Origin of the sequence: Pseudomonas sp. GM74 (assembly GCF_000282455.1) — a bacterium.
In the GTDB taxonomy this organism is placed as follows: domain Bacteria; phylum Pseudomonadota; class Gammaproteobacteria; order Pseudomonadales; family Pseudomonadaceae; genus Aquipseudomonas.
On sequence record NZ_AKJG01000041.1, the window covers coordinates 148,392 to 173,253 of the forward strand.

Genomic DNA, 24,862 nt, shown 5'->3' on the forward strand with positions numbered 1-24,862 from the left:
AACACAAAACCCATGTGGGAGCGTGGTGTTTCAGATGCCCTGGCTACGCAGCCAGGCGATCAACTGCGGCAACGGGAAAGCCCCGCTCTGCCGGGCTATTTCCCGGCCGTTCTTGAACAGGATCAGGCTCGGAATCGAGCGAATCCCCAGCTGCGCCGACAACTGCTGGTTCGCCTCGCTGTCCAGCTTGGCCAGCCGACACTTGCCGGCCAGTTGCCCTGCCGCCTGCTCGAACACCGGTGCAAACGACTTGCACGGCCCGCACCAGTCCGCCCACACATCCACCAGCAGCGGCAGATCGCCCCTGATCTGGCTGGCGTAGTCGCCTTGCTTCAATTCAAACGGTTTGCTCAGCAGGACTTCGGCCTTGCAGCGTCCGCATTTGGGGAGATCGTTGAGCCGCTCGGCGGGAATGCGGTTGAGGCCGTTGCAGTGGGGGCAGGGGATGAGTAGTGGGTCGGTCATGACAAATCGTCCAGTCAAAAGCGAATGATCCTTATCTGGAGACATGACTCCAGATTTTCAATCGTACAGTGCCTCACGACGAACAACTGATCTCCAGATGCTTGCCCCATTCCGGTGGTCGCTCGGCATAGCTTTCCATCCCCGGCTGTTCCTCGAACGGGTTGCTCAGCACGGCGTGCAGTCGGCGGACTTCCGTGTAGTCGCCGCTCTGCGCCGCATCGATGGCCTTTTGCGCCAGGTAGTTGCGCAGGATGTACAGCGGGTTGACCGCGTGCATCCGCTGGCGGCGCTGCTCTTGATCAAGCGTGCCTTCACGGGCCACCCGGGCGACGTAGAGTTCGCCCCAGGCATCGAAGCCCTTGAGGTCGATGAAGTCGTCACGCAAGCGAGCGATGGCCTGCTCCGGCGCTTCATCACCCAATCGGCGGAAAAACAGGCTGTAGTCGACGCCGCTGTTTTGCATCAGTTGCAGCAGGTTCTCCAGCAGTTTCTGGTCGTCATCCTCCGCCGTGATCAGGCCGAGGCGGCGGCGCATCAGGTCCAGGTAATGGGCCTGGAACAGCGGCAGGTACAGGCCGAGGGTTTCGCGCAAGGCTTCGACGCTGATGAACGGCGTCAGGGCCTGGGCCAGGGCGCTGAGGTTCCACTGGCCAATCGGCACCTGGTTGCTGAAGGAGTAACGCCCTTGGTCGTCGGAGTGGTTGCAGATGAAGTTGGCGTCGAAGTCGTCGAGGAAGGCGAACGGACCGAAATCGAAGGTGATGCCCAGGATCGACATGTTGTCGGTGTTCATCACGCCGTGGCAGAAGCCATAGGCCTGCCATTTGGCGATCAGTTCGGCATTGCGCTCCACCACTTCGCGGAACATCGCCAGGTACGGCTCCGGTTGTTCCAGGCACTCGGGAAAATGCATGGCCAGCACATGATCACCGAGCTCTTTCTGCTGCTCGGGGCGCTTGGTGTAGTAGAAATATTCGAAGTGCCCGAAGCGCACATGGCTCGGCGACAGACGCAAGAGCATGGCCGCGCGCTCCTGCTTTTCGCGCCACACCGGGGTATCGGAGCCGATCACGCACAGGGCGCGGGTGGTCGGGATATTCAGCGCGTGCAGTGCTTCGGATGCGAGGAATTCACGGATCGACGAACGTAGCACCGCACGGCCGTCGCCCATGCGTGAAAACGGCGTCTGGCCGGCGCCCTTGAGGTGCAGGTCCCAGTGTTCGCCGGCCTCGTTGTACACCTCGCCGAGCAACAGGCCGCGACCGTCGCCCAGTTGCGGGTTGTAGAAACCGAACTGATGCCCGGAATAGACCATCGCCCTTGGAATCGCGTCGGCCCAGAGCTTGTGGCCGCTGAACAGCTCGGCGAACTCCGGGGTTTCGGCCGCGGCCGGGTCGAGGTCCAGCAACGCCATGGCGGCGGGGCTGGCCACGACCAGGCGCGGATTGTCGATGGGCTCGGGCAGCACATGGGCGGAAAACGCGTCGCCCAGGCGGTCGAAACGATTATCGAAGGTGAGTTCGTCGAGGGCTTTCAAGGGCCGGCTCCAGCAGAATGTCCGAGCATTCTGCTGGGGAATGGCCGGTTAGTCGAGTTTGGCCGCGGGCGGTTCTTGCGCCGGCTTGCCGTCGACGATCGGCACGATGGTTTTCGCTTCCGGCTCGATCGGCACCATCTTGTATTCCTGGCCGTGCAGATTCTTGAGGTAGACCTCCATCTGCCGGAACGAGATGTTGATGTGCTGCTTCTTGAACTCGCGGTTGATGAAGCGGTTGACCTCGTCGAGCACCGGGTTGCGGTCGCCGAGGTCGCGCACGTGCATGCGCAACTCGTGGTCGAGGGTGCTTTCGCCGAAGTTCAGGAAGTACACGTGCGGTTCCGGGTCTTTCAACACGCGCGGGTTATCCCGTGCAGCCTTGAGCAACAGCTCTTTCACCAGGTCCAGGTCCGAGCCATAGTCGACGCCGAGCTTGAGGGTCACCCGGGTGATGGTGTCGGTCAGCGACCAGTTGATCAGTTGCCCGGTAATGAACGTCTTGTTCGGGACGATGATGTCTTTGCGGTCGAAGTCGGTGATGGTCGTGGCGCGGATGCGAATCTTGCTCACCGTGCCCGACAGGTTGCCGATGGTGATGGTGTCACCGATCCGAACCGGACGTTCGAACAGGATCATGATGCCGGAAATGAAGTTGGCGAAGATTTCCTGCATGCCAAAACCGAGGCCGACCGACAGCGCCGCCACCAGCCATTGCAACTTGTCCCAGCTCACGCCGAGGGTCGACAGGGTCGAGACGAAACCGACGCCGGCGATCACGTACGAGAGCAACGTGGTGGTCGCGTAGGCGCTGCCCTGGGCGAGGTTGAGCTTGGACAGTACGAAGACTTCCAGCAGGCCGGGCAAGTTGCGCGCCAGGGCGAAGGTGATACCGATGATGATCAGCGCACCGAGCATGTCGCCGATGCTGATCGGCACCATGCTCATATTGGCGCCGGTGCCGCTGGTGTATTCGTAGAGGGTGACGTTGTCCAGGTACGAGAACACCGTAATCAGGTCGGCCCAGACCCAATACAATGCCGCCATGAAGCCGCCGAGCAGCGCCAGGCGGATCAGGCGCAGGGACTGTTCGTTGACCTTCTCGATGTCCATGCTCGGCTCTTCGATCACCCCCTCGCCGTCTCCGGCCTCTTTCGCCGCCTGACGTTTGGCCAGGGCGCGCTGGTAGGCCAGCCGCCGGGCCGCCACGCTGAGGCCGCGCACGAAGGTGGCTTCGATCACCAGCCAGAACATCAGCAGGTACAGGGTGTTGATCAAGCGGTCGCTGAGCTTCAGCGCGGTGTAGTAGTAGCCGAAGCACACCGCCACGAACAGCGCGACGGGCAGGGCGGTGAACAGGATCCCCACCAGTTTGCGGAACAGCGAGGCGTTCTCGTGGGTCGGGCTGCTGATCAGCAAGCGGCTGAGCAGCAAGGTCATCAAGGCGTAGCAGGTGAGCACCACCGGCATGCCCATCACGTCATCGGCCAGCGCCGCCGGTTGCAGTTCGGCAACGGCCACGACGGTTACCAATGCCATCACCACGATGCCGAGGCGGCGGATCCATCTGCGCAGGAATTCCACCTGGGGCTTTTCCCAGCGGAAATGCAGTTCTGCCACGCCACCCGGTGCGAGGATCCGGTAGGCGGTGTAGAACACCAGCCAGGCCCCGGCCATTTGCAGCAGCGCCGCGCCCATATTGGCGTTCTGCCCACGGGCGTCGATTTGCAGGGCCAGCCCGCACAATGCGAGGCCCAGGGAAACCGGCATCGCCAGCAGGATGTTGATCAGAATCGCCTGCGGGGTGTGCCACTGGCTATCGCGTTTGAAGTGACCGATGTCCTGGTGAACCTTGTTCAGTCGTGCGTACAGGCTCTTGCGCCGCCACAGCAGCGCACCGATCAGCAGCGCCAATGGCAGGAACAGCAGCGGGCGTTGGGTCAAGCCGTCGGTCAGTTCGCTCAGGCTTGAAAGTACCGGGAGTGAATCGAGTTGCCGCTGGAGGCGATCCGGTACGCTGTGAATCCACTCCAGGTCCAGCGGCTTGTTGCTGGGAATCCAGAACATCTGCTCATCGAGGGTCGCGCGCAGGCTTTGCGCGGTGCTGAGCAGTTGCTTCTGGTTCAGTTGCAGGGTGATGGATTCATTGAGCACTGCGCTCAGTTCGCGATTGAGCCGCTCGAGCAGGTCGGCGCGGGTGGTGGCCAGTTCCATCAGGCTTTTGCGCAGCGCAGGCGTGACTTGTTCGGGGGGTTGGGTCGACAGCAGGTTTTCGACGTAGGTGGCCGGATTGCTCAGCAATTCCCGTTGCTGGCTGACTTCGAACTGATACAGGCGAATGTCGGCGATCTGATCGGCCAGGTTGCGGTCGAGCCGCAGGCGCGGCAACGCCTGTTTCTGTTTGTAGAGAATCTTCGAGAGCAGCAGGCTGCCTTTGAGCACGTTGATTTGCTCGTCCAGCGCCGAATCGCTCTGGGTCAGGCTGTCCAGTTGCTGCTTGGTCTGCAGGTTCTGCTGGGTAACTTCGTTCAGGCGGTCGGTGCTTTTGAGCAGGTAGTCCGAGAGCTTCAGGTTGGCCGCGCTTTCGGTGGCCAAAAGGCTGCTGCCGCCGGCCTTCTGCGCTTCGATGGATTGCTGGGTGACCGTTTCCTGGGACAGCGCCAGACGCTTCTGGTTGATCAGGGTTTGCAGTTCCTGGATTTCCTGATCCAGGCGGTCGGATCGCTCCGACAACAGGTCATGCTGGCTGTTGCCGAGGTCTTGCAATTGGGTATTGCTGGCCAGTTCCTGGCGCCGCAGCGGGATCAGGGCGTTCAGCGCTGCAAGCTCGGCATTGAGCTGGTCGCGCTGCTCGGCGCTCAAGGTCTTGCCGGCGTCCTTGCCGTTCTTGAGGGTGGTGTTGATCTGCTGAATGCGTGTCTGGCTGCTGGAAATCTCCGCCTGGGCGCGCTCGGGGCGGGTCTGGGCGGTGATGATCAGGCTGTTGGCATCGGCCAGGGCTTTTTGCAGGTCGCTTTGCTGGGTGGAGCGCTCAGTGAGCATTTGTTCCAGCTGCTGGATCGGTTCCTTGGCGAAACGCTGCGCCACCGGCACCACCGTACTGGCCTTGAGGCGGGTCAGTTCACGCTGGTTCTCGATGGTCTGTTTGGGCGCATTGCTCAATTGCTGCTTGAGCGCGGCCAGCTTCTGCTCGTAGTCACGCTTGTTGTTGAGCTGGCTCAGCGTGCCTTGCAGGACCGATTGCAGGGCCTTCTGATCGGCTTCCGGCAGTTTGCGGTCGGCGATCTTGTCCAGGCTCGCTTGCACGGCTTCGCTGGAGGGCGGTTCGGCCGCTTGCAAAGTACTGACAGAGAGACTCAAGCCCAGCAGGGCGATGGCGAAGATGGAGCGCAGATTAGGCATAAAGACCGGTCAAGCAAGTGATAGTGGAAGCAGTTTAGAGGAAGAGTCCGGGGCCGGGGCGACTTCCTTCGGGGAATCTGACGCCCACTTTACCGATCTTGTTCCCGTCCATGACGGCCACGGTCCAAATGGTGTTGTTCCATTCCACCTGGTCACCCACCACCGGCGCGCCGCCAACCTTCTGGGCAATGAAGTGCCCCAGGGACATGTCCGGATCGATGCCTTCGACCTTCAGGCCATAGAGGGCCGCAACCGCGGCCAGCTGGGCGTCTCCTTCGAGTACGAAGTCGCCGAAGAAACGCAGATCGAGGCCCCGTTGTGGCGCCTGGCTGAAGAGTTTTCCGAGGGCCGGCAGGTTGTGTTCATGGCCGATAACACACAGCAAATCATCGACTTCCAGCACCGTACTACCCGACGGATGGAGCAATTGTTGGCCACGAAACAGGGCGGCGATACGGGTGCCTTCGGGCATTTTCAGTTCGCGCAGGGGCGAACCGATGCACCATTTTTCCGCGCCGAGGCGATAGACGAACAGCTCCCATTCGCTGGTGACGTGTACTTCCAGGGCCGACCGGGAGATCGGCGCAGGCTCCGGGGGCACCGTCACCTTCAGCAGTTTGGCGACCCACGGCAGGCTCGTGCCCTGAACCAGCAGCGACACCAGCACGATAAAGAACGCGAGGTTGAAGTACAGCTGGGCGTTGGGCAGGCCGGCCATCAGCGGGAACACCGCGAGAATGATCGGGACCGCGCCGCGCAGACCGACCCAGGAGATGAACGCCTTCTCGCGACCATGGAACGCCTTGAACGGCAGCAGGCCAACCATCACCGACAGTGGCCGGGCAAACAGAATCATCCACAGCGCCAGGGCCAGTGCCGGCAAGGCGATAGGCAGCAGGTCGTGGGGCGTCACCAGCAGCCCCAGCACCAGGAACATGCCGATCTGCGCTAGCCAGGCCATGCCGTCGAGCATGTGCAGGATGCCGTGGCGGCTGCGCACCGGCCGGTTGCCGATCACCAGGCCGCAGATGTACACCGCCAGGAAGCCGCTGCCGTGCAGGGCGTTGGTCAGGGCAAACACCACCAGGCCGCCGGCAATCACCAGGATCGGATACAGGCCGGTGGCCAGGTTGATGCGATTGACCAGTTGCAGCATGAGCCAGCCACCGCACAGGCCGATGATGCCACCGATGCCGAATTCGCGGATCAGGTGGGTCAGCAGGCTCCAGTGCAGGCCGGTCTGGCCGCTGGCGAGCATGTCGATGAGGGTGACGGTGAGGAACACCGCCATCGGGTCGTTGCTGCCGGATTCGATTTCAAGGCTGGCGGTTACCCGTTCGTTCAGGCCTTTGCCACCCAATAGCGAGAACACCGCGGCGGCGTCGGTGGAGCCGACGATGGCGCCGATCAGCAGGCCCTGGATCAGGTTCAGGTTGAACAGCCATGCGGCCGCCATGCCGGTCAGCCCGGTGGTAATCAGCACTCCGACCGTGGCCAGAGAGAGCGCCGGCCATAAAGCCACGCGGAAACTCGACACCCGGGTGCGCAGGCCGCCGTCGAGCAGGATCACCGCCAGCGCGAGGTTGCCCACCAGATAAGCCGTGGGGTAGTTATCAAAAAGAATGCCGGCGCCATCGACACCGGCCGCCATGCCGACGGCCAGGATGATCACCAGAATCGGGATGCCGAGACGGGACGAAAGTGAGCTCACCAGAATGCTCGCACCTACCAGCAACGCGCCGATCAAGAACAGGCTGTTGATGGTCGTCGCATTCAAAGGCAGTACTCCAGAAAGCTGAAAGGCGGGCGCAAACTGACCATGCAGTCTGCGTGCCAGCGATTCTAACCTGTTGAAATGTGATGCTGTCAAAAAGCTTTTCACTAAGGCGAACGCTGGTTATCCCTGTAGCAGCTGGCGAAGCCTGCGTTCGACTGCGAAGCAGTCGCTGAATCTGATACCGCGGTGTTTCAGGTGATTCGAGGACTCGGATTTTACGACTGCTTCGCAGCCGAACACAGGCTTCGCCAGCTGCTACAGGGGGCGTGGCCGTTAGAGGCTGAACCGCCCAACCAGAGTGTTCAGGTCCACCGCCAGGCGCGACAGCTCATTGCTCGCCGCACTCGTCTGATTCGCCCCGGTGGCCGACTGCACCGACAGGTCACGGATGTTCACCAGGTTGCGATCCACTTCACGGGCCACCTGCGCCTGTTCTTCAGCGGCGCTGGCGATCACCAGGTTGCGCTCGTTGATTTCGACGATGGCGCTGTTGATGGTGTCCAGCGACATCCCGGCACCGCGGGCGATGTTCAGGGTCGATTCCGCGCGTTCGGTGCTGTTGCGCATTGAATCCACCGCGTGCTCGGTACCGCTCTGGATGCTGCCGATCATGCGTTCGATCTCGCTGGTCGACTGCTGGGTGCGGTGGGCCAGGGCGCGTACCTCGTCGGCCACCACCGCAAAACCACGACCGGCCTCACCGGCGCGCGCGGCCTCGATGGCAGCGTTCAAGGCCAGCAGGTTGGTCTGGTCGGCCAGGCCACGGATCACGTCCAGCACCTTGCCGATGTCGCGGGATTCGTTGGCCAGGTCGCCGATCAAGGTCGCGGTGCTCTGCACATCGGCGCTCATGCGTTCGATGGCACTGACGGTTTCCTGCACCAGGTCACGGCCGTCGCCGGCGGAGGTGGTGGCGTTCTTCGAGGCTTCGGACGTGCTGACTGCGTTGCGCGCGACTTCTTCCACGGCGCTGGTCATTTCGTTGACTGCGGTGGCGGCCTGTTCAATCTCGTTGTTTTGCCGGGTGAGGCCACGGGCGCTTTCGTCGGTGACGCTGTTGAGTTCTTCGGCAGCCGATGCCAACTGCGTGGCCGAGCCGGAAATCCGCTGCAGGGTGTCGCGCAGTTTGTCCTGCATCTTCGACATGGCCAGCAGCAAACGGCCGGCTTCATCCTGGCCGTCAATGGTAATCGGGCGCGTCAGGTTGCCTTCGGCAATCTGTTCGGCGGCGCCCAGGGCATTGGCGATCGGTTGGGTGATGCTGTTGGTGAGCAACCAGGCGAGCAGCAGTGTCAGGGCGGTGGCGATCACCAGCAGGACGATCACCAGGTTGAATGCCGAATCGTATTGATCCGCCGCCTGCTGGTTGGTGTCGTGGCTCTGCTGGGTGTTGATTTCCAGCAGCCGGTTCAGCACGGTGTTGACCGCTTCGGAATTGTTGAGCAAATCGGTGTTGAGCAAGCTGCGCAGTTCATCGACCTGATTGTTGCGCGACAGGGTCTTCATCCGGTCTTCGATCTGGCGGTACTGACCCAGAAGTTGTACGTATTGATCGTAGGTCGCACGTTCCTGCGGGCTGGCGATCAGCTTTTCGTAGGTCGCCTGGGCGGCGCGAATCTGTTGGTTGCGCATTTCCAGCAGTTCCATGGTTTTCTGCTGCACGTCCGGCTCGCGGTTCACCAGCAAGCGGTAGGACAGCACACGCAGGCGCAAGGTGAGTTGGGTGAACTCGTCCAGGCTCTTGATGCTCGGCACACTGTTGTTGGTGATGTTCTCGGCGGCGCCGCGGATCTTGCTCATCTGATTCAAGGCAAACACCCCCAGAACCATCATCAAGCCGCCGATCAGGGCAAAGCTGAGGAACGCCCGAGGGGCGATATTCATATTACGAAGGGACATGGCGATCACCGAAAAGAGCGCATCCGTGCGGGGCTGAGGCTGCTGTATGGATGACTTATCGGTCGCCTGGCTGAAGTCTTGAGCCCCCCGTGTTTCAGCCGGTTGCACCTCGTGGCGACGAAGTGCAGGAACCAGATTGGCCAATCACAGTCTTTAAAACTCGCGAGGAAGGTTGCCCGTCAGCAAAATCAAGGCTTTGCGCCTGTATAACCCTGGCATCCAGGGTGACTTTTCTTTATCGTACGCGCCCTTTGAAAAAGCCCGGAAAATCAAAATGTTGGAAGCATCCCTAAGCCAATTGGAACAACTGGTCAGTGACCTGGTGCAACAGAACCAGACGTTGCTCGGCACCAACCAGACCCTGACCGCAGAACTGGCCCAGGCCAAGGATGAAAACGAAAGCCTGCAACTGAGCCTGATGGAGCAGGAAGAGAAGCAAGGTGCTACGGCGGCTCGCATCCAGGCCCTGGTTGAGCGCGTCAGCGCAGGCCCTGTCAGCGCATGAGTTACAACGCCGCAGGGGTAAAAGTCGTCTCGATCCTGGGGGAGGACTATTCGATCAAGGCACCGGCCGGGGAAGAACAGACCCTGCTGGACGCCGCGATGATGTTGAAGGCAGCCCTGGCCGAAACCAAGAGGAAGTACCCGACGCTGATCGGTGACCGACTGCTGGTGCTGGCGGCGATGAATCTGTGCTCCCAGCAGATCGAAATGCAGAAACAGCACAAGCTCGAACTCGACCGTTACCAAGAGCAAGTCAGCGCCACGGTTGAAGTGATTTCCAAGACGATCAATCAGGCCTGATCGGCTTTGCGCACAACCAAAGAATAGATTGTCGGTTGGGTTGTATACAATCGGCACGGCTGTTGCAGTGTTTCAGCCTCTTATTCTTTGGGGGTGCTCCATGCAGTTCTGGCGACGCAGTATTCAATGGCAGTTGATCCTGAGCATGGGCACCGCTCTGCTCGTCAGTATCCTGATCGTGGTTGGCATTTATACCCTGGTGGTCAACCGCCTCGCCCAGAGCTATCTGGTCGAGCAAGCCTTGCCGTCGAGCATCGAAGCGATGCGCAACGACATCGAGCGGATCCTCGTTCAACCCCTCACCGCCGCCAAGGACATCGCCAGCAACAGTATGGTGCGCGACTGGCTGGCCGGGGGTGAAGACGGTGCCCGGGCCGGCACCTTTACTACCTATCTCGAAGGCATCCGCGCCGAGCACAAGGCCTTTACCGCGATTATTGTCGGCACCGCGTCCAACCATTACTTCACCGAAAAAGGCCTGGACCGGACCCTCAGTCGTTCCAATCCGAAAGACGCCTGGTTCTACTCGTTTCTCGACAGCAACCAGCCGCGCACCCTCAATATCGATAACGACACGGCCACCGGAGAATTGGCGCTGTTCATCGACTTCAAAGTCGAGCAGGCCGGCAAAGTCGTGGGTGTTGCCGGGCTTGGCCTGAGCATGAAAGAGCTGTCTGAGCTGATCCACAATTTCAGCTTCGGGGAGCGCGGCAAGGTCTATCTCGTGCGTTCCGACGGTTTGATCCAGGTTCACCCAGAGGCGCAATTGAGCGGCAAGCGCACCTTGAACGAGCAGATTGGCGATGCGGCGGCACAAGCGGTGATGGGTCAAAATAACGCCACCCACAGTAGCTTTGTGCGTGATGGCGAAGATTATCTGGCGTTGAGCTTGCCGCTGCGTGATCTCGGCTGGACCCTGGTGGCCGAAGTGCCGCAATCGCAGATCTACGCCGAAGCCCGCCGCGCCATGTGGATGAGCAGCGGCATCGGCCTGGCCGTAGCGCTGGTGTGCCTGTTGCTGGTGGTGTTGCTGGCCCGTGGGTTGGTACGACCGATTCGTCAGGTAACAGCGGCACTGGTTGCCATCGGTAGCGGTGGTGGAGATTTGACCCACCGGTTAGATTCCGGTCGAGCCGATGAGCTAGGCGATCTGGCTCGTGGGTTCAATCGCTTTCTCGACAGCCAGCGCGACATGATTGGTGAAGTGCTGACCACCAGCGAGCGACTGCGCACCGCTGTCGGCCAGGTTGCACGGGTTGTGGATAACACCGCTGAACGCTCCGGCCGCCAGCAGGAAATGACCGACATGGTGGCCACAGCAGTCCATGAAATGGGCCTGACCGTTCAGGAAATCGCCCAGAACGCCGGCAACGCGGCGGTCGCGTCGCAAACGGCTCGGGATGAGGCGATGCAGGCACGGGAAGTGGTGGGTGGCTCGATCCGCCATATTGAAAGCATGTCGGATGAAATCGGTGTCGCCGCCAGCGCTGTGGGTGAGTTGGCCCATCAGGTGGCGTCCATCGATCAGGTGCTGGCGGTGATTCGCGGGATTTCCGAACAGACCAATTTGCTGGCGCTCAACGCTGCTATCGAAGCGGCGCGGGCCGGGGACATGGGGCGTGGGTTTGCCGTGGTGGCCGATGAAGTGCGGACTTTGGCGCGGCGTACGCAGGCGTCAACTGATGAAATCCAGCAGATGATCGGCAGCCTCAAGCAGGGGGCGGAAAACGCGGTGTCGTCGATGCAATCCGGGCAAGCCGCGACGGGCACGGGGGTCGAGTCGAGCCAGCGTACCGGGGCTTCGTTGACCGCGATTACCGGGCAAGTGGAGCGCATCAGCGACATGAACCATCAGGTGGCGACGGCGACGGAGGAGCAATCGGCGGTGACCGAAGAGATCAACCGTAACGTGCAGGGCATTTCCGATCTGGCCCGGGCGACAGCGGGGGAGGTCAGGGCTTGTCGTGAGGACTGCCAGACGTTGCAGCGGTTGGCGGATGATCTGTCGCGGCAGATGGGTGGGTTCAAGCTGGGGTGATGTGGCGTTTGTGTGGATGCCTTCGCGAGCAAGCCCGCTCCCACATTTGAAATGCATTCACCTGTGGGAGCGGGCTTGCTCGCGAATGGATCTAAGCAGCACTACAAGTATTTGAGGCTAGAACCACTCATCCTGCATCCCCAGGCACACATCGTCCCGCGCCTCAAGAATCGCCAGCTCATGGTGGCAGCCCGGCACTTCCCACGTCAGGAAGTAGCGCGCCGCCTGCAGCTTGCCTTTATAGAAGGCGACATCCGCCGCATTGCCCTTGGCCAGGCCTTCCTCGGCGCGGATCGCCTGTTCCAGCCAGCGCCAGCCGATCACGGTGTGACCGAACACCTTCAGGTACAGCGCCGAGTTCGCCAGGCTGCTGTTGATCTTGCCTTGGGCCAGATCGGTCAGCAGTCCGATGGTCACGGCTTGCAGGCGCGCCACCAGTTTCTCCAGCGGCTCGCGCAGCGGCGTCAGCGACTCGAATGCCTGGGCGCGTTCGGCGGTGTCGGCGATCAGGCGGATCAGATGCTTGAGCCCGGCGCCGCCGTTCTGTGCCAGTTTGCGGCCCAGCAGGTCCAGTGATTGAATGCCGTGGGTGCCTTCGTGGATCGGGTTCAGGCGGTTGTCGCGGTAGTACTGCTCCACCGGGTATTCGCGGGTGTAGCCGTGGCCGCCGAGGATCTGGATCGCCAGTTCGTTGGCCTTCAGGCAGAACTCCGATGGCCAGGATTTGACGATTGGTGTCAGCAAATCCAGCAGTTCATGGGCCTGCTTGCGTTCGGCTTCGGTCGCAAGGGTGGTGGTGTCATCGAACAGCCGCGCCGCGTACAGGCCGAGGTCGAACGAGCCTTCGACGTAGGCCTTTTGCGTCAACAGCATGCGTTTGACGTCGGCGTGCTGAATGATCGCCACCGGCGCGGTGTTCGGGTCCTTGCTGTCCGGCACGCGGCCCTGCGGACGCTCGCGGGCGTACTCCAGCGAATACAGATAGCCCGCGTAGCCAAGCATCACCGCGCCCATGCCGACGCCGATCCGCGCTTCGTTCATCATCTGGAACATGTAGCTCAAGCCATGGTGCGGCTTGCCCACCAGATAGCCGACGCACTCGCCGTTATCGCCGAAATTCAGTGCGGTAGAGGTGGTGCCACGCCAGCCCATCTTGTGGAATAGCCCGGCCAGCAGTACGTCGTTGCGCTTGCCGAGGCTGCCGTCGTCGTTGACCAGGAACTTGGGCACGATAAATAGCGAAATGCCCTTCACCCCGGCCGGTGCGTCCGGCAGCTTGGCCAGCACCATGTGCACGATGTTTTCCGACAGCGGGTGATCGCCGCCGGAGATGAAGATCTTGTTGCCCTTTAGGCGATAAGTGCCGTCAGACGCAGGTTCTGCGCGGGTACGAATATCCGACAGCGACGAGCCCGCGTGGGGTTCGGTCAGGGCCATGGTGCCGAAGAAGCGGCCATCGATCATCGGCTGCAGGAAGCGGCGTTTCTGCTCATCGGTGCCGAAGCTTTCGATCAGATTGGCCGCGCCCATGGTCAGGAACGGGTATGACGTCGAAGCCGCGTTGGCCGATTGAAAGTGCGCGAAGCAGGCCTGGGAAAGCAGTGTAGGAAGCTGCATGCCACCAGCGTCGAAACTGCGCGCGGCGTTGAGGAAGCCGGCTTCGAGGAAGGCGTCTACCGCCGGTTTCACTTCCGGAATCAGAATCGCCTGACCGTTCTCGTAGCGTGGCTCGTTCTCGTCGCCCTTGCGGTTGTGCGGGGCGAAGAACTTCTCGGCGATGCTGCGGGCGGTGCCAATGGCCGCATCGAAGGTTTCGCGGTTGTGCTCGGCGAAACGCTCACGCTGGGTCAGACCCTCGGCATCGAGGACTTCATACAGCTCGAAAGCCAGATTGCGGGAACTGAGCAGCGTCTCGGACATGGCGGCCTACCTTTTGTTGGGATGGGCCGAGTCTAGTCTTGTGAATTTATGCTGAATAGCATGATTGATGAGCGTGATGGTAGGGCAGAGCGCCGACTTAACAGGCACCACAAAACAATTGTGGGAGCGGGCTTGCTCGCGAAGAGGTCGTCACATTCAACATTTAAGTTGACTGACAGTCCGCTTTCGCGAGCAAGCCGGCTCCCACAGGGATTTGATTGCCAGGCAGCTATCGTGGCTGCCCGGCTTATCGGGTTTAGCCGATGGTCATCAAACTGGCATTACCACCCGCCGCAGCGGTGTTGACGCTCAACGCACGCTCGATCACCAAACGCTCCAGCGCAATGTTGGTTTCGCCTTGGGACAGACCCTGCACGCCGACGATGGCGCCGGCACGCTTGGCCACCTGCTGGCACACCGCACGCAACTGGTCGGAATGGCCGTGATGCACAACTGCATCAAACACCACTTCGTCCTTGTTCCAGTCGGAAACCAGCTTGATGCGGGCCTGAATGTCCTTCGGCAGGCGTGCGAACAAGGCCTTGGTCATGTCGGCTTCCGGCCATACCGCCGAACCACCGACTGCCAATACCGCCGCCAATTGAGTCAGCAGATCGCCTTCGACTTCCGCCAGGCCCAGCACGTGCTCACGTGGCAGGATCGCGTAGCTGTTGCGCTCGCCGGTCGGGCCGGCGAGGACGCGGGTGATGCCGCTTTGCGATTGCGCTGCGAACTGCACGCACAGGGTGCTCAGGTCGGCGAACTTGTGCTTGTCGGCCCAGGCTTTCAGGGCGGTCAACGGCTTGCTCATGGCGTCGCGCAGACGAACGTCCGGTGCTACGGCAGCATCGCCGCGAGCGAAGGATTGTTCGATCGCATCCGCAGGGCGGGTCGACAGCAGGCGGTACAGGTACAGTGGGCCACCGGCTTTCGGGCCTGTACCCGACAGGCCTTCGCCGCCGAATGGCTGCACGCCTACAACTGCGCCCACGATGTTGCGGTTGACGTAGACGTTACCGGCATTGACGTTGTCGATCACCTTGGCGATGGTCTCGTCGATGCGGGTGTGCACGCCCAGGGTCAGGCCGTAGCCGGAAGCGTTGATCTGGCCGATCAGTTGATCGATGTCCTTGCGCTTGTAGCGAACCACGTGCAGCACCGGGCCGAAGATCTCCCGCTGCAACTCGTCGAAGCTTTCCAGTTCGATCAGCGTCGGCATCACGAAGGTGCCGCGTTTGACTTCTTCGGCGTCGGCGATGGCCACCTGGTACACGCTGCGACCTTTGTCGCGCATGGCCTGGATGTGCTTCTCGATGCCAGCCTTGGCTTCGGCGTCGATCACTGGGCCGATGTCCACGGACAGACGCTCAGGGTTGCCGAGACGGCTTTCAGCCATCGCGCCCTTGAGCATTTCGATGACGCGGTCAGCGGAATCTTCCTGCAAGCACAGTACACGCAGAGCCGAGCAACGCTGGCCGGCGCTGTCGAACGCCGACGAAACCACGTCGATGACAACTTGTTCGGTCAGTGCCGAAGAGTCGACGATCATCGCGTTCTGGCCACCGGTTTCGGCGATCAGCGGGATTGGACGACCCTGGCTGTCCAGGCGGCCGGCGATGTTGCGTTGCAGCAGGCGAGCGACTTCGGTGGAACCGGTGAACATCACGCCTTTGACGCGATCGTCGCCGACCAGGCCGGCACCGACGGTTTCACCACGGCCCGGCAGCAGTTGCAGCACGCCTTCCGGAATACCGGCTTCGAGCAGCAGGCGCACGGCTTGGGCGGCAACCAGCGGAGTCTGTTCCGCAGGCTTGGCCAGTACCGGGTTACCGGCGGCCAGCGCAGCAGCCACCTGGCCACTGAAGATCGCCAGCGGGAAGTTCCACGGGCTGATGCATACCACTGGACCCAGCGGACGGTGAGCGTCATTGGTGAAATCGTTGCGTGCCTGCACGGCGTAATAACGCAGGAAGTCCACGGCTTCACGCACTTCGGCGATGGCGTTGGCGAAGGTCTTGCCGGCTTCGCGAGCCAGCAGGCCCATCAGCGGCTGGATTTCGGCTTCCATCAGGTCGGCGGCACGTTCCAGGATCGCGGCGCGTTCGGCGGGCGGTGTGGCCTGCCAGATCGGAGCAGCGTTGAGGGCGCACTGTATGGCGTTGTCGACGTCTTCGACGGTCGCTTCCTGTACATGGCCGACCACATCACGCAGATCGGACGGGTTCAGCACCGGAGCCGGGGCTTCGTTGCTGGATGCGCAGCCGAGTATCGGTGCGGCTTTCCAGTGGTTGTGCGCGGTGGCGAGCAGGGCGCAGGACAGCGACGCCAAACGATGTTCGTTGGCCATGTCGATGCCGCTGGAGTTGGCGCGCTCGGAACCATAGAGGTCACGCGGCAGCGGGATGCGTGGGTGCGGCAGGCCGAAACCACCTTCCACGGTCGCCATCTGCTCGATGCTGGCTACCGGGTCGGCCACCAGTTCCTGAATTGAAATCGACTGGTCGGCGATGCGGTTGACGAACGAAGTGTTCGCGCCGTTTTCCAGCAGGCGACGCACCAGATAGGCCAGCAGGGTTTCGTGGGTGCCGACTGGAGCGTACACACGGCACGGACGGTTCAGCTTGCCTTCGGAAACTTTGCCTACAACCTGTTCGTAAAGCGGTTCACCCATGCCGTGCAGGCACTGGAACTCGTACTGGCCCGGGTAATAGTTCTGACCGGCGATGTGATAAATGGCCGACAGGGTGTGGGCGTTATGCGTGGCGAACTGCGGGTAGATGACTTCCGGCACCGACAGCAGTTTGCGGGCGCAAGCGATGTAGGAAACGTCGGTGTACACCTTGCGGGTGTAGACCGGGTAGCCTTCCAGGCCTTCGACCTGGGCGCGCTTGATCTCGCTGTCCCAGTACGCGCCTTTCACCAGGCGGATCATCAGGCGATGTCGGCTGCGGCGGGCCAGGTCGATCACGTAGTCGATCACGTACGGGCAACGCTTCTGATAAGCCTGGATCACGAAACCGATGCCGTTCCAGCCGGTCAGTTGCGGCTCGAAGCACAGGCGCTCGAGCAGATCCAGCGACAGCTCCAGGCGGTCGGCTTCTTCGGCGTCGATGTTCAGGCCGATGTCGTATTGCTTGGCCAGCAGGGTCAGCGACAGCAGGCGCGGGTACAGCTCGTCCATCACGCGCTCGTACTGCGCACGGCTGTAGCGTGGATGCAGGGCGGACAGCTTGATCGAAATGCCCGGGCCTTCATAAATCCCGCGACCGTGGGAGGCCTTGCCGATCGAGTGGATGGCTTGTTCGTACGAGGCCAGGTACTTCTGGGCGTCGTGCTCGGTGAGCGCGGCTTCACCCAGCATGTCGTAGGAATAACGGAAGCCTTTGGCTTCGAACTTGCTCGCGTTGGCCAGGGCTTCGGCGATGGTTTCGCCGGTCACGAACTGCTCGCCCATCAGGCGCATGGCCATGTCGACGCCCTTGCGGATCATCGGCTCGCCGCTCTTGCCGATGATGCGGCTCAGGGACGAGGTCAGGCCGGCTTCGTTGTGCGTGGACACCAGTTTGCCGGTCAGCAGCAAGCCCCAGGTGGCGGCGTTGACGAACAGCGACGGGCTGTTGCCCAGGTGCGGCTGCCAGTTGCCGGTGCTGATCTTGTCGCGGATCAGGGCATCGCGGGTGCCTTTGTCCGGGATGCGCAACAGCGCTTCGGCCAGGCACATCAGCGCCACGCCTTCCTGGGACGACAGGGAGAATTCCTGCAGCAGGCCCTGGACGATGCCGGCACGGCCGCCGGCGCTCTTCTGGTTGCGCAGTTTTTCAGCAATCGAGGCGGCGAGTTTGTTGGTGGCTTCGGCCATCGGTGCCGGCAGGCGAGCCTGTTCGATCAGCATCGGCACGACTTCCGGCTCAGGGCGGCGGTAGGCGGCGGTGATCGAGGCGCGCAGTACCGACTGCGGCAGGATGCTTTCGGCGAATTCGAGGAAGCACTGGTGGGCGTGATCCAGAGGTGCGTCGACGCTGTCGTCGGAATCCTTGGTCAAACCGTTCAGCTCGGACAGGGTTGCACCACCCTCGAGTTTTTCCAGGTAATTGAAGATTGCCTGCTTGATCAGCCAGTGCGGCGTGCGATCAATCGAGGTCGCGGCGGCCTTGAGGCGTTCGCGGGTCGGGTCGTCAAGTTTGACCCCAAGGGTGGTGGTAGCCATATTTTTATCCTCATGTTTGCCACGACTGCGTGGCATCAGCTGGCGGCAAGATTAGCCGTGCGACTGTTGAGGTGCAACCGGGTGCAACCCTTTTTTTGTCGGAATATTACGCAGCTCGTCAGGAAATAAATTCTGGTACGGATGTGCCGCATCTGCTTGGTGCATTTTTAATGCGGTTGGCTCTGGTTCTTGCTCCGAAAAGGAGCAAAAACCGGTGTTTGATATTTATTTCCGACTAGGTGCAACTTATTCTCAAGAAACTGGTTGCACCTTATTTGCTTTGTTGAATAGCATTCGCGCCCAAGGTGCAACCAGGACAAAATCCAGGTGCACCGGCTGATGGCTTTCCTGGGGAAACATCAGTCATAAATGCGCGGGATTCCGGATCGTCTGTCGAACGTATGCGTTTGCCAGCGGTTCACCAGCCGCCGCTACATAAAAACAAAGCCAGGGCGTAACTTAATGAGCGTAAGCAATCCAACCCTGATCACGTTCGTGATCTACATCGCAGCAATGGTGCTGATCGGCTTGATGGCCTATCGCTCCACCAACAACCTTTCCGACTACATTCTGGGCGGTCGCAGCCTGGGCAGCGTCGTGACTGCACTGTCCGCCGGTGCCTCCGACATGAGCGGCTGGTTGTTGATGGGCTTGCCCGGCGCAATCTACATGTCCGGTCTTTCCGAAAGCTGGATCGCCATCGGCCTGATCGTCGGCGCCTACCTGAACTGGCTGTTCGTCGCCGGCCGTCTGCGCGTGCAAACCGAGCACAACGGTGATGCACTGACCCTGCCGGACTACTTCGCCAGCCGTTTCGAAGACAAGAGCGGCCTGCTGCGGATCATCTCTGCGGTCGTGATCCTGGTGTTCTTCACCATCTACTGCGCTTCCGGCATCGTGGCCGGTGCCCGTCTGTTCGAAAGCACCTTCGGCATGTCCTACGAGACGGCGCTGTGGGCCGGTGCTGCGGCGACGATTGCCTACACCTTTATCGGTGGATTCCTGGCCGTAAGCTGGACCGATACCGTACAAGCCACCCTGATGATCTTCGCGTTGATCCTGACGCCGGTTATCGTGCTGCTGGCCACCGGCGGCGTCGACACCACTTTCCTGGCCATCGAAGCGCAAGATCCCGCCAACTTCGACATGCTCAAGGGCACTACTTTCATCGGCATTATCTCGCTGATGGGCTGGGGGCTGGGCTACTTCGGTCAGCCGCACATCCTGGCGCGTTTCATGGCTGCCGATTCGGTCAAATCGATCGCCAACGCCCGTCGCATCTCCATGACCTGGATGATCCTGTGCCTGGGCGGCACCGTGGCTGTGGGCTTCTTCGGTATCGCCTACTTCTCGGCGCACCCGGACGTGGCTGGCGCAGTCTCCGAGAACCACGAGCGTGTGTTCATCGAGCTGGCCAAGATCCTGTTCAACCCATGGATCGCGGGTATCCTGCTGTCGGCCATTCTGGCTGCCGTCATGAGCACCCTGAGCTGCCAGTTGCTGGTGTGCTCGAGCGCCCTGACCGAAGACTTCTACAAGACCTTCCTGCGTAAATCCGCTTCGCAGCTGGAACTGGTGTGGGTCGGCCGTGCCATGGTGCTGTTGGTTGCCCTGGTGGCTATCGCCCTGGCAGCCAACCCGGAAAACCGTGTACTGGGTCTGGTGAGCTACGCCTGGGCCGGTTTCGGTGCCGCATTCGGTCCGGTCGTGCTGATCTCCGTGATCTGGAAAGACATGACCCGCAACGGCGCACTGGCCGGTATCCTGGTCGGCGCGATCACCGTGATCGTCTGGAAACACTTCGAACTGCTGGGCCTGTACGAAATCATCCCGGGCTTCATCTTCGCCAGCCTGGCGATCTACTTCGTCAGCAAGATGGGCACGCCGACTGCCGGCATGTTCCAGCGTTTTGCTGCTGCAGAGAATGATTACCGCCTGAACAAGTGATGAGTGATGGGGTGAACGCTTCCCATCCCTGATAAAAGAACGGCTCGCAGCCTTATGGTGCGGGCCGTTTTTTTTGCCTCTCCCCCATCCCGACAACCGCTTCATGGCATTGACCAGCAACTGCAACGACATGCCCACCCTGTTCGTCGACACCCACGCGCCACTCGACATCCTCACCGACGCTGCCAACTACAGAATCCGCGCAGTTACCCAAGTGCTTGAGAACCTGTCGATGCGCGGTTCGATTGAGTGCGAGTCGTTCATCCTCAGCGATTTCGCCTTGCTCTGCGCTATACCATTGCGTGATGGCTGTGATGTGCTGGATGTGGTTGGGCGGCGGTTGCGGGCGGGGCCTTCGGCGTAGCACATAGGGCTTTTGTGGTTAGGGGGGTGTAGTGCCTCAACTGGCCACTCAGCCGTGAACCCCTGACTTGCCGGCCGGTAAAAGGTAAACTTCCCGGCCTTCGCAGGAGCAGCCATGAATTATCGCCACGCCTTCCATGCCGGCAATCACGCCGATGTGTTCAAACACCTGACCTTGACCCGCCTCATCGCCCTGATGTCGCGCAAGGAACAGCCGTTTGCCTATCTCGATACCCACGCCGGCATCGGTCTGTATGACCTTCAGGGTGATCAGGCCAACCGTACCGGCGAGTACCTGGAAGGCATTGCGCGTTTGTGGGGTCAGCCGGATCTGCCGATCCTGACCGCCGATTACATGCAGGTGCTGCACGAGATGAATCCGGATGGCCAGTTGCGCTATTACCCGGGGTCGCCGGAGCTGGCGCGGCGCCTGACTCGCCCGCAGGACCGTGTGTTGCTCAACGAGAAGCATCCGGAAGACGGCGTTTTGCTCAAGGACAACATGGCCGGTGATCGTCGGGTCAAGGTGCACCTGGGTGAAGGCTGGCATGTGTCACGGGCCTTGCTGCCGGTGCCGGAGAAGCGTGCGGTGATGTTGATCGATCCGCCGTTCGAGAAGCTCGACGAGATGCAGCGTTGTGCCGCGTCGCTCAAGGAAGCGATTGGCCGGATGCGTCAGACCGTGGCGGCGATCTGGTACCCGGTGAAGGATCAGCGCGCGCTGCGCCGCTTCTATCAGGACCTGGCCGGTACCGGTGCGCCGAAGTTGTTGCGGGTGGAGTTGCTGGTGCATCCGCTGGATACGCCGAACAGCCTGAACGGTTCCGGGTTGGCGATTGCCAATCCGCCGTGGGGGCTGGAGGAAGAGTTGCGTGAGCTGCTGCCGTGGTTGTCCGAGAAGCTTGGACAGACCCAGGGTGGGTGGCGGATGGATTGGTTGATTGCTGAGTAGCAGCTGCAAGTTTCAAGCTACAAGCTGCAAGTTGAAGTTGCGAACACAGGGCTTGCAGCTTGAGGCTTGCAGCTTGTCACTGCTTATATAGGGCAGGTCACGCCGGTACCGCCGATCCCGCAATAGCCTTCCGGGTTTTTCGCCAGGTACTGCTGGTGATACGTCTCGGCAAAGTAGACGGTCGGTGCCTGGTCGATTTCGGTGCTGATTTCACCGAGGCCGGCCTTGGACAGTTCAGCCTGGTACGCTTCTTTGCTCTTGAGCGCGGCTTCCAGTTGTTCCGGCGAGGTGGCGTAGATCACCGAGCGGTACTGGGTGCCGATGTCGTTGCCCTGACGCATGCCCTGAGTCGGGTTGTGCAGTTCCCAGAACATCGTCAGCAGCTCCTGGTAGCTGACCTTGGCCTTGTCATACACCACCAGCACTACTTCGGCGTGGCCAGTCAGCCCCGAGCAGACTTCTTCGTAGGTCGGGTTCGGCGTGAAGCCGCCCGCGTAACCCACAACAGTGCTGACTACGCCGTCGCGCTGCCAGAAGCGGCGTTCCGCACCCCAGAAACAGCCCAGGCCAAAGATCGCGAACTCGACGTCCTCGAAGAATGGACCCAGCAGAGGGGTGTCTTTGAAGACAAAGTGCTTCTCAGGCAAGTTCATCGGGGTTTCGCGGCCAGGCAGAGCTTGTTCTTTAGTCGGGAGCACGTTTTTGTTCACCAGAATTTCCGAGCGCAGAACCATGATCAGTCCTCTCAGTCAGGTTGAGTTGTAAATAAACAGACTGCCAGTGTGCCCAAATACTGCCGGTTAAGCACTATCAAGGTGGGAGCGGGCGATTGGGCCGCGCGGGTAGCGTTTGAGCTTGTCGATCAGCTCGTTGCCCGGGATCGGACGGTCGAACAGGTAGCCCTGGCCGACGTCGCAGCGGTGACGGCGCAGGAACGACAGCTGCTCGGCGGTTTCGATGCCTTCAGCCACCACCTTGAGCTTCAGGTTGTGAGCCATGGCGATCACCGCGGAGGTGATTTCCATGTCGTCCTGGTTGTCCGGGATTTCGTGGATGAAGCTTCGATCGATCTTGATGATGTCGATGGGGAATTTTTTCAGGTAGCTGAGCGACGAGTAACCGGTGCCGAAATCGTCCATGGCCAGGGTCAGGCCCAGGCGCTTGAGTTGGTCGAGTTGCAGGTGGGTGTCTTCGGTGGCTTCCAGCAACAGGCCTTCGGTAAGCTCCAGCTCTAGCAAATGAGCCGGCAGGGCTTCTTCCTTGAGGATGTTGGCAATGGAGGCCACCAGGTCCGGATCGGAGAACTGCTTGGGCGACAGGTTGATCGCCACCTGCAAGTTGCCCAGGCCGGCGGCGGTCAGCGCTTTGCTCATGCGGCAGGCCTGGCGGGCGATCCATTTGCCGATCGGAATGATCAGCCCGGTTTCTTCGGCGACGCTGATGAACTGGTCCGGGCGGATCATGCCCTTTTCCGGATGGTCCCAGCGCAGCAGTGCTTCCATCCCCAGCAGGCGGCCGCTGCGCAGGCACAGCTTTGGCTGGTAGAACACGTCGAGTTCGTTCTGGGTCAGGGCGCGGCGCAGGTTGTTTTCGACAAAAAGCTTGTAGCTGGCCTCGGCGTTCAGCGCTTCGGTGAACACTTGCACCTGGTGTTTGCCGTTGGCCTTGGCCTTGTGCAGCGCCAACCCGGCATTGCGCATCAGGGTTTGCGGGTCGCGCCCGTGCAGCGGCGCGCAGGCCAGGCCCACGGAGCCGGTGACGCTGATCAGTTGGTTGTCGACGAACATCGGTTTGTCGAGGGTCGCCAGCAATTGGTTGGCCACTTGTTGGCCCACCGTGAGGTCGCTGTTGTCCAGCAACACGGCGAATTCGTTACTGGCGAATCGCGCCAGGCTGCCGCTCGGGATCAGGCTGTTGCGCAGGCGCCGGGCCAGGCTGATCAGCAGCTTGTCGCCGGTCTGGTGGCCGAGGCTGTCGTTGATCCGCTTGAAGTTGTCGATGTCCACCAGTAACAGGCTGATCGGCGCGTCGCTGTCCCGGGCGAAGCGTTCATCCAGGTTGCGGATGAACGCCGGGCGGTTGCCGAGGTTGGTCAGGTTGTCGGTGTAGGCCAGGCGCTCGATACGTTGCTGGGCGAGCTTGGTCTGGGTGATGTCTTCGTAGATGCCGATGTAGTGGGTCAGCTCGCGGTTGTCGCCGTAAACCTTGGAGATCGACAACTGGCCCCAGTAGGGTTCGAGGTTTTTGCGGCGGCTCTTGAATTCACCTTGCCAACTGTTGCTCTTGGCCAGCGCCGAAGGCGCATCGAACAGCAGTTCGCTGAGGTTCTCCAGGGCCGGCAGTTCCGACAGGCGCTGACCGTGCACTTCTTCGGTGGAATATTGGGTGATTGCGGTGAAGCTCGGGTTGACGTATTCCACCACGCCGTCGCAATTGACCAGCAAAAAGGCGTTGGCACTTTGTTCGACCGCGCGCTGGAACAGGTGCAGGGCGCTGGTGGCGGTTCGCCGGTTGTGGTTGCTGATGACCTGGGCAAACTGGTCTGCCAGTTCTCCGGCGAAGGCGATTTCATCCGACTGCCAGGCGCGGGTCGCCCCGGTTTGCTCCAGGCACAAAACGCCGACCACCTGGCCGTCGACGCGGATACTGGCGTCGAGCATTGCATTGACGTCGCGCGGGCGCAGGCTTTCGGCCATCTCCCGGGTGCGCGGGTCACGCATGGCGTTATGGGCGTCGATGGCACGGCCGGTGTGCAGGGCGTCGAGGTAATCGGGGAAAACGCTGACGTCGATCGGTTGCGGCAGCAGGTATTCCTGATTCGTGCGGTGATAAGCCGAGATCGGCACCAGCATCGAGCCTTCGAGGTGCCACAGGCTGGCGCTGTCGATTTCGTAGATGTCGCAGGCGCTGCGGGTGATCAGCTCGGCGGCTTCGCGCAAGGAGTTGTTGCTGCTGTAGCGTTGACGGGTGAGCAGCAGGATCAGGTCCTGCTGGGCACGCACCCGCTCCAGGTGCAGCAGTTGCTCCTGCTGGGCACGCTGATTGAGTTCCAGGGCGATTTGCAGGCGCGAGTTCTGGGTTTCCAGATCCAGGGCCGGTTGCAGCGGGTCATTTTCGAACAGGCCGTCGATGACCAGCAGGTAGCCGCGCAACAGGTGTCGATTGTGTTGTTTGTAGGCTTCGCCCAGCTCCAGCAGGCTCAGGGAGCCAGAGGCGGTGTGCAGGGTGTAGCGGATCAGGTAATGCGTGCTTTCGCTCAGTTGCTGCTGGATCGCGTCGTGCAGTTCATAGCGCGCTTGCGGCTCCATCAGGCTGGCGTAGGGCGAGCCCACCAGCGCACACAGCTCAACGGCTGGCAGGCCGAACTGGCGTTCGCAATTGGGATCGAGAAACAGCAGCGCCCAGCTGGGTTCATTAAGCCGTTCGAAACGCAGCATGCCGAGCCGCGAGGGCACAGGCAACTGCGTCACTACCTCGGCCACCATACGGCTGGCGGCATCGGGTTGGCTTTTCATGGAGGGAAACTCGCTTCGAATATGCTGAACGCGCCGGGC

The 24,862-nt window shown here is 61.2% G+C and carries 15 protein-coding genes and 2 pseudogenes; 7 read left to right on the forward strand and 10 right to left on the reverse strand.

The genetic code is table 11. The annotated features are described in order from the left end of the window. Positions 1-30: 30 nt before the first annotated feature. The 6 genes and pseudogenes from trxC to PMI34_RS29700 all read right to left on the reverse strand — a co-directional run. Entirely contained in the window at positions 31-465 is a 435-nt protein-coding gene (gene trxC, locus PMI34_RS20450) for a thioredoxin TrxC (protein ID WP_008047937.1), read from the reverse strand. A 73-nt stretch (positions 466-538) separates the two neighbouring features. Next, positions 539-2,002 carry a protein adenylyltransferase SelO gene (selO, locus tag PMI34_RS20445; RefSeq protein WP_008047939.1) on the reverse strand — a complete coding sequence of 488 codons (1,464 nt, stop codon included), beginning with the start codon at positions 2,000-2,002 and terminating at the stop codon, positions 539-541. A gap of 48 nt (positions 2,003-2,050) precedes the next feature. Further along, positions 2,051-5,401 (reverse strand): mechanosensitive channel MscK, encoded by a 3,351-nt coding sequence (gene mscK, locus PMI34_RS20440; RefSeq protein ID WP_008047941.1) that lies wholly within the window; start codon positions 5,399-5,401, stop codon positions 2,051-2,053. A 34-nt stretch (positions 5,402-5,435) separates the two neighbouring features. After that, a complete protein-coding gene (locus PMI34_RS20435) occupies positions 5,436-7,178 on the reverse strand; it encodes a potassium/proton antiporter (RefSeq protein WP_008047945.1) in 1,743 nt (580 codons plus the stop codon). A gap of 273 nt (positions 7,179-7,451) precedes the next feature. Then, entirely contained in the window at positions 7,452-8,324 is an 873-nt protein-coding gene (locus PMI34_RS29695) for a methyl-accepting chemotaxis protein (RefSeq protein ID WP_443216122.1), read from the reverse strand. Then, positions 8,307-9,077: pseudogene (locus PMI34_RS29700) on the reverse strand (MCP four helix bundle domain-containing protein); the annotation flags it as partial. The pseudogene PMI34_RS29700 and the gene PMI34_RS29695, both read right to left, overlap by 18 nt. 274 nt (positions 9,078-9,351) lie before the next feature. On the opposite strand from PMI34_RS29700, the gene PMI34_RS0127135 reads away from it, so the two are divergent. The 4 genes and pseudogenes from PMI34_RS0127135 to PMI34_RS29710 all read left to right on the forward strand — a co-directional run bounded on the left by PMI34_RS0127135 (position 9,352) and on the right by PMI34_RS29710 (position 11,919). Further along, positions 9,352-9,582, forward strand: a complete 231-nt coding sequence (locus PMI34_RS0127135; RefSeq protein WP_007971835.1) for a hypothetical protein — start codon at positions 9,352-9,354, stop codon at positions 9,580-9,582. Further along, positions 9,579-9,881 carry a cell division protein ZapA gene (locus PMI34_RS20425; protein ID WP_007981180.1) on the forward strand — a complete coding sequence of 101 codons (303 nt, stop codon included), beginning with the start codon at positions 9,579-9,581 and terminating at the stop codon, positions 9,879-9,881. Before PMI34_RS0127135 ends, PMI34_RS20425 begins: the two co-directional genes overlap by 4 nt. A gap of 145 nt (positions 9,882-10,026) precedes the next feature. Further along, a pseudogene (locus PMI34_RS29705) lies at positions 10,027-11,055 on the forward strand (HAMP domain-containing protein); the annotation flags it as partial. Between the two features lie 132 nt (positions 11,056-11,187). Continuing rightward, positions 11,188-11,919 carry a methyl-accepting chemotaxis protein gene (locus PMI34_RS29710; RefSeq protein ID WP_443216123.1) on the forward strand — a complete coding sequence of 244 codons (732 nt, stop codon included), beginning with the start codon at positions 11,188-11,190 and terminating at the stop codon, positions 11,917-11,919. A 117-nt stretch (positions 11,920-12,036) separates the two neighbouring features. On the opposite strand, the gene PMI34_RS20415 is transcribed toward PMI34_RS29710, so the two are convergent. Then, positions 12,037-13,839 carry an acyl-CoA dehydrogenase gene (locus PMI34_RS20415; protein WP_008047954.1) on the reverse strand — a complete coding sequence of 601 codons (1,803 nt, stop codon included), beginning with the start codon at positions 13,837-13,839 and terminating at the stop codon, positions 12,037-12,039. A gap of 256 nt (positions 13,840-14,095) precedes the next feature. Continuing rightward, positions 14,096-18,046, reverse strand: a complete 3,951-nt coding sequence (gene putA, locus PMI34_RS20410) for a trifunctional transcriptional regulator/proline dehydrogenase/L-glutamate gamma-semialdehyde dehydrogenase (RefSeq protein ID WP_008047956.1) — start codon at positions 18,044-18,046, stop codon at positions 14,096-14,098. Between the two features lie 462 nt (positions 18,047-18,508). Between putA and putP the strand changes: the two genes are divergently transcribed. The 3 genes from putP (at position 18,509) to PMI34_RS20400 (ending at position 21,308) form a co-directional block, all read left to right on the forward strand. Next, positions 18,509-19,993 (forward strand): sodium/proline symporter PutP, encoded by a 1,485-nt coding sequence (putP, locus tag PMI34_RS20405; RefSeq protein ID WP_008047958.1) that lies wholly within the window; start codon positions 18,509-18,511, stop codon positions 19,991-19,993. 103 nt (positions 19,994-20,096) lie between these two features. Further along, entirely contained in the window at positions 20,097-20,357 is a 261-nt protein-coding gene (locus tag PMI34_RS0127140; protein WP_008047959.1) for a hypothetical protein, read from the forward strand. 114 nt (positions 20,358-20,471) lie between these two features. Further along, positions 20,472-21,308, forward strand: coding sequence for a 23S rRNA (adenine(2030)-N(6))-methyltransferase RlmJ (locus PMI34_RS20400; RefSeq protein ID WP_008047960.1), 837 nt, complete (start codon positions 20,472-20,474; stop codon positions 21,306-21,308). A gap of 83 nt (positions 21,309-21,391) precedes the next feature. Here the strand turns inward: PMI34_RS20400 and msrA are convergent, their stop codons facing one another. Together msrA and PMI34_RS20390 are read right to left on the reverse strand one after the other, a co-directional pair. After that, positions 21,392-22,042 carry a peptide-methionine (S)-S-oxide reductase MsrA gene (gene msrA, locus PMI34_RS20395; RefSeq protein WP_008047961.1) on the reverse strand — a complete coding sequence of 217 codons (651 nt, stop codon included), beginning with the start codon at positions 22,040-22,042 and terminating at the stop codon, positions 21,392-21,394. A 66-nt stretch (positions 22,043-22,108) separates the two neighbouring features. After that, entirely contained in the window at positions 22,109-24,823 is a 2,715-nt protein-coding gene (locus tag PMI34_RS20390) for a putative bifunctional diguanylate cyclase/phosphodiesterase (protein ID WP_008047962.1), read from the reverse strand. Positions 24,824-24,862 lie beyond the last annotated feature (39 nt).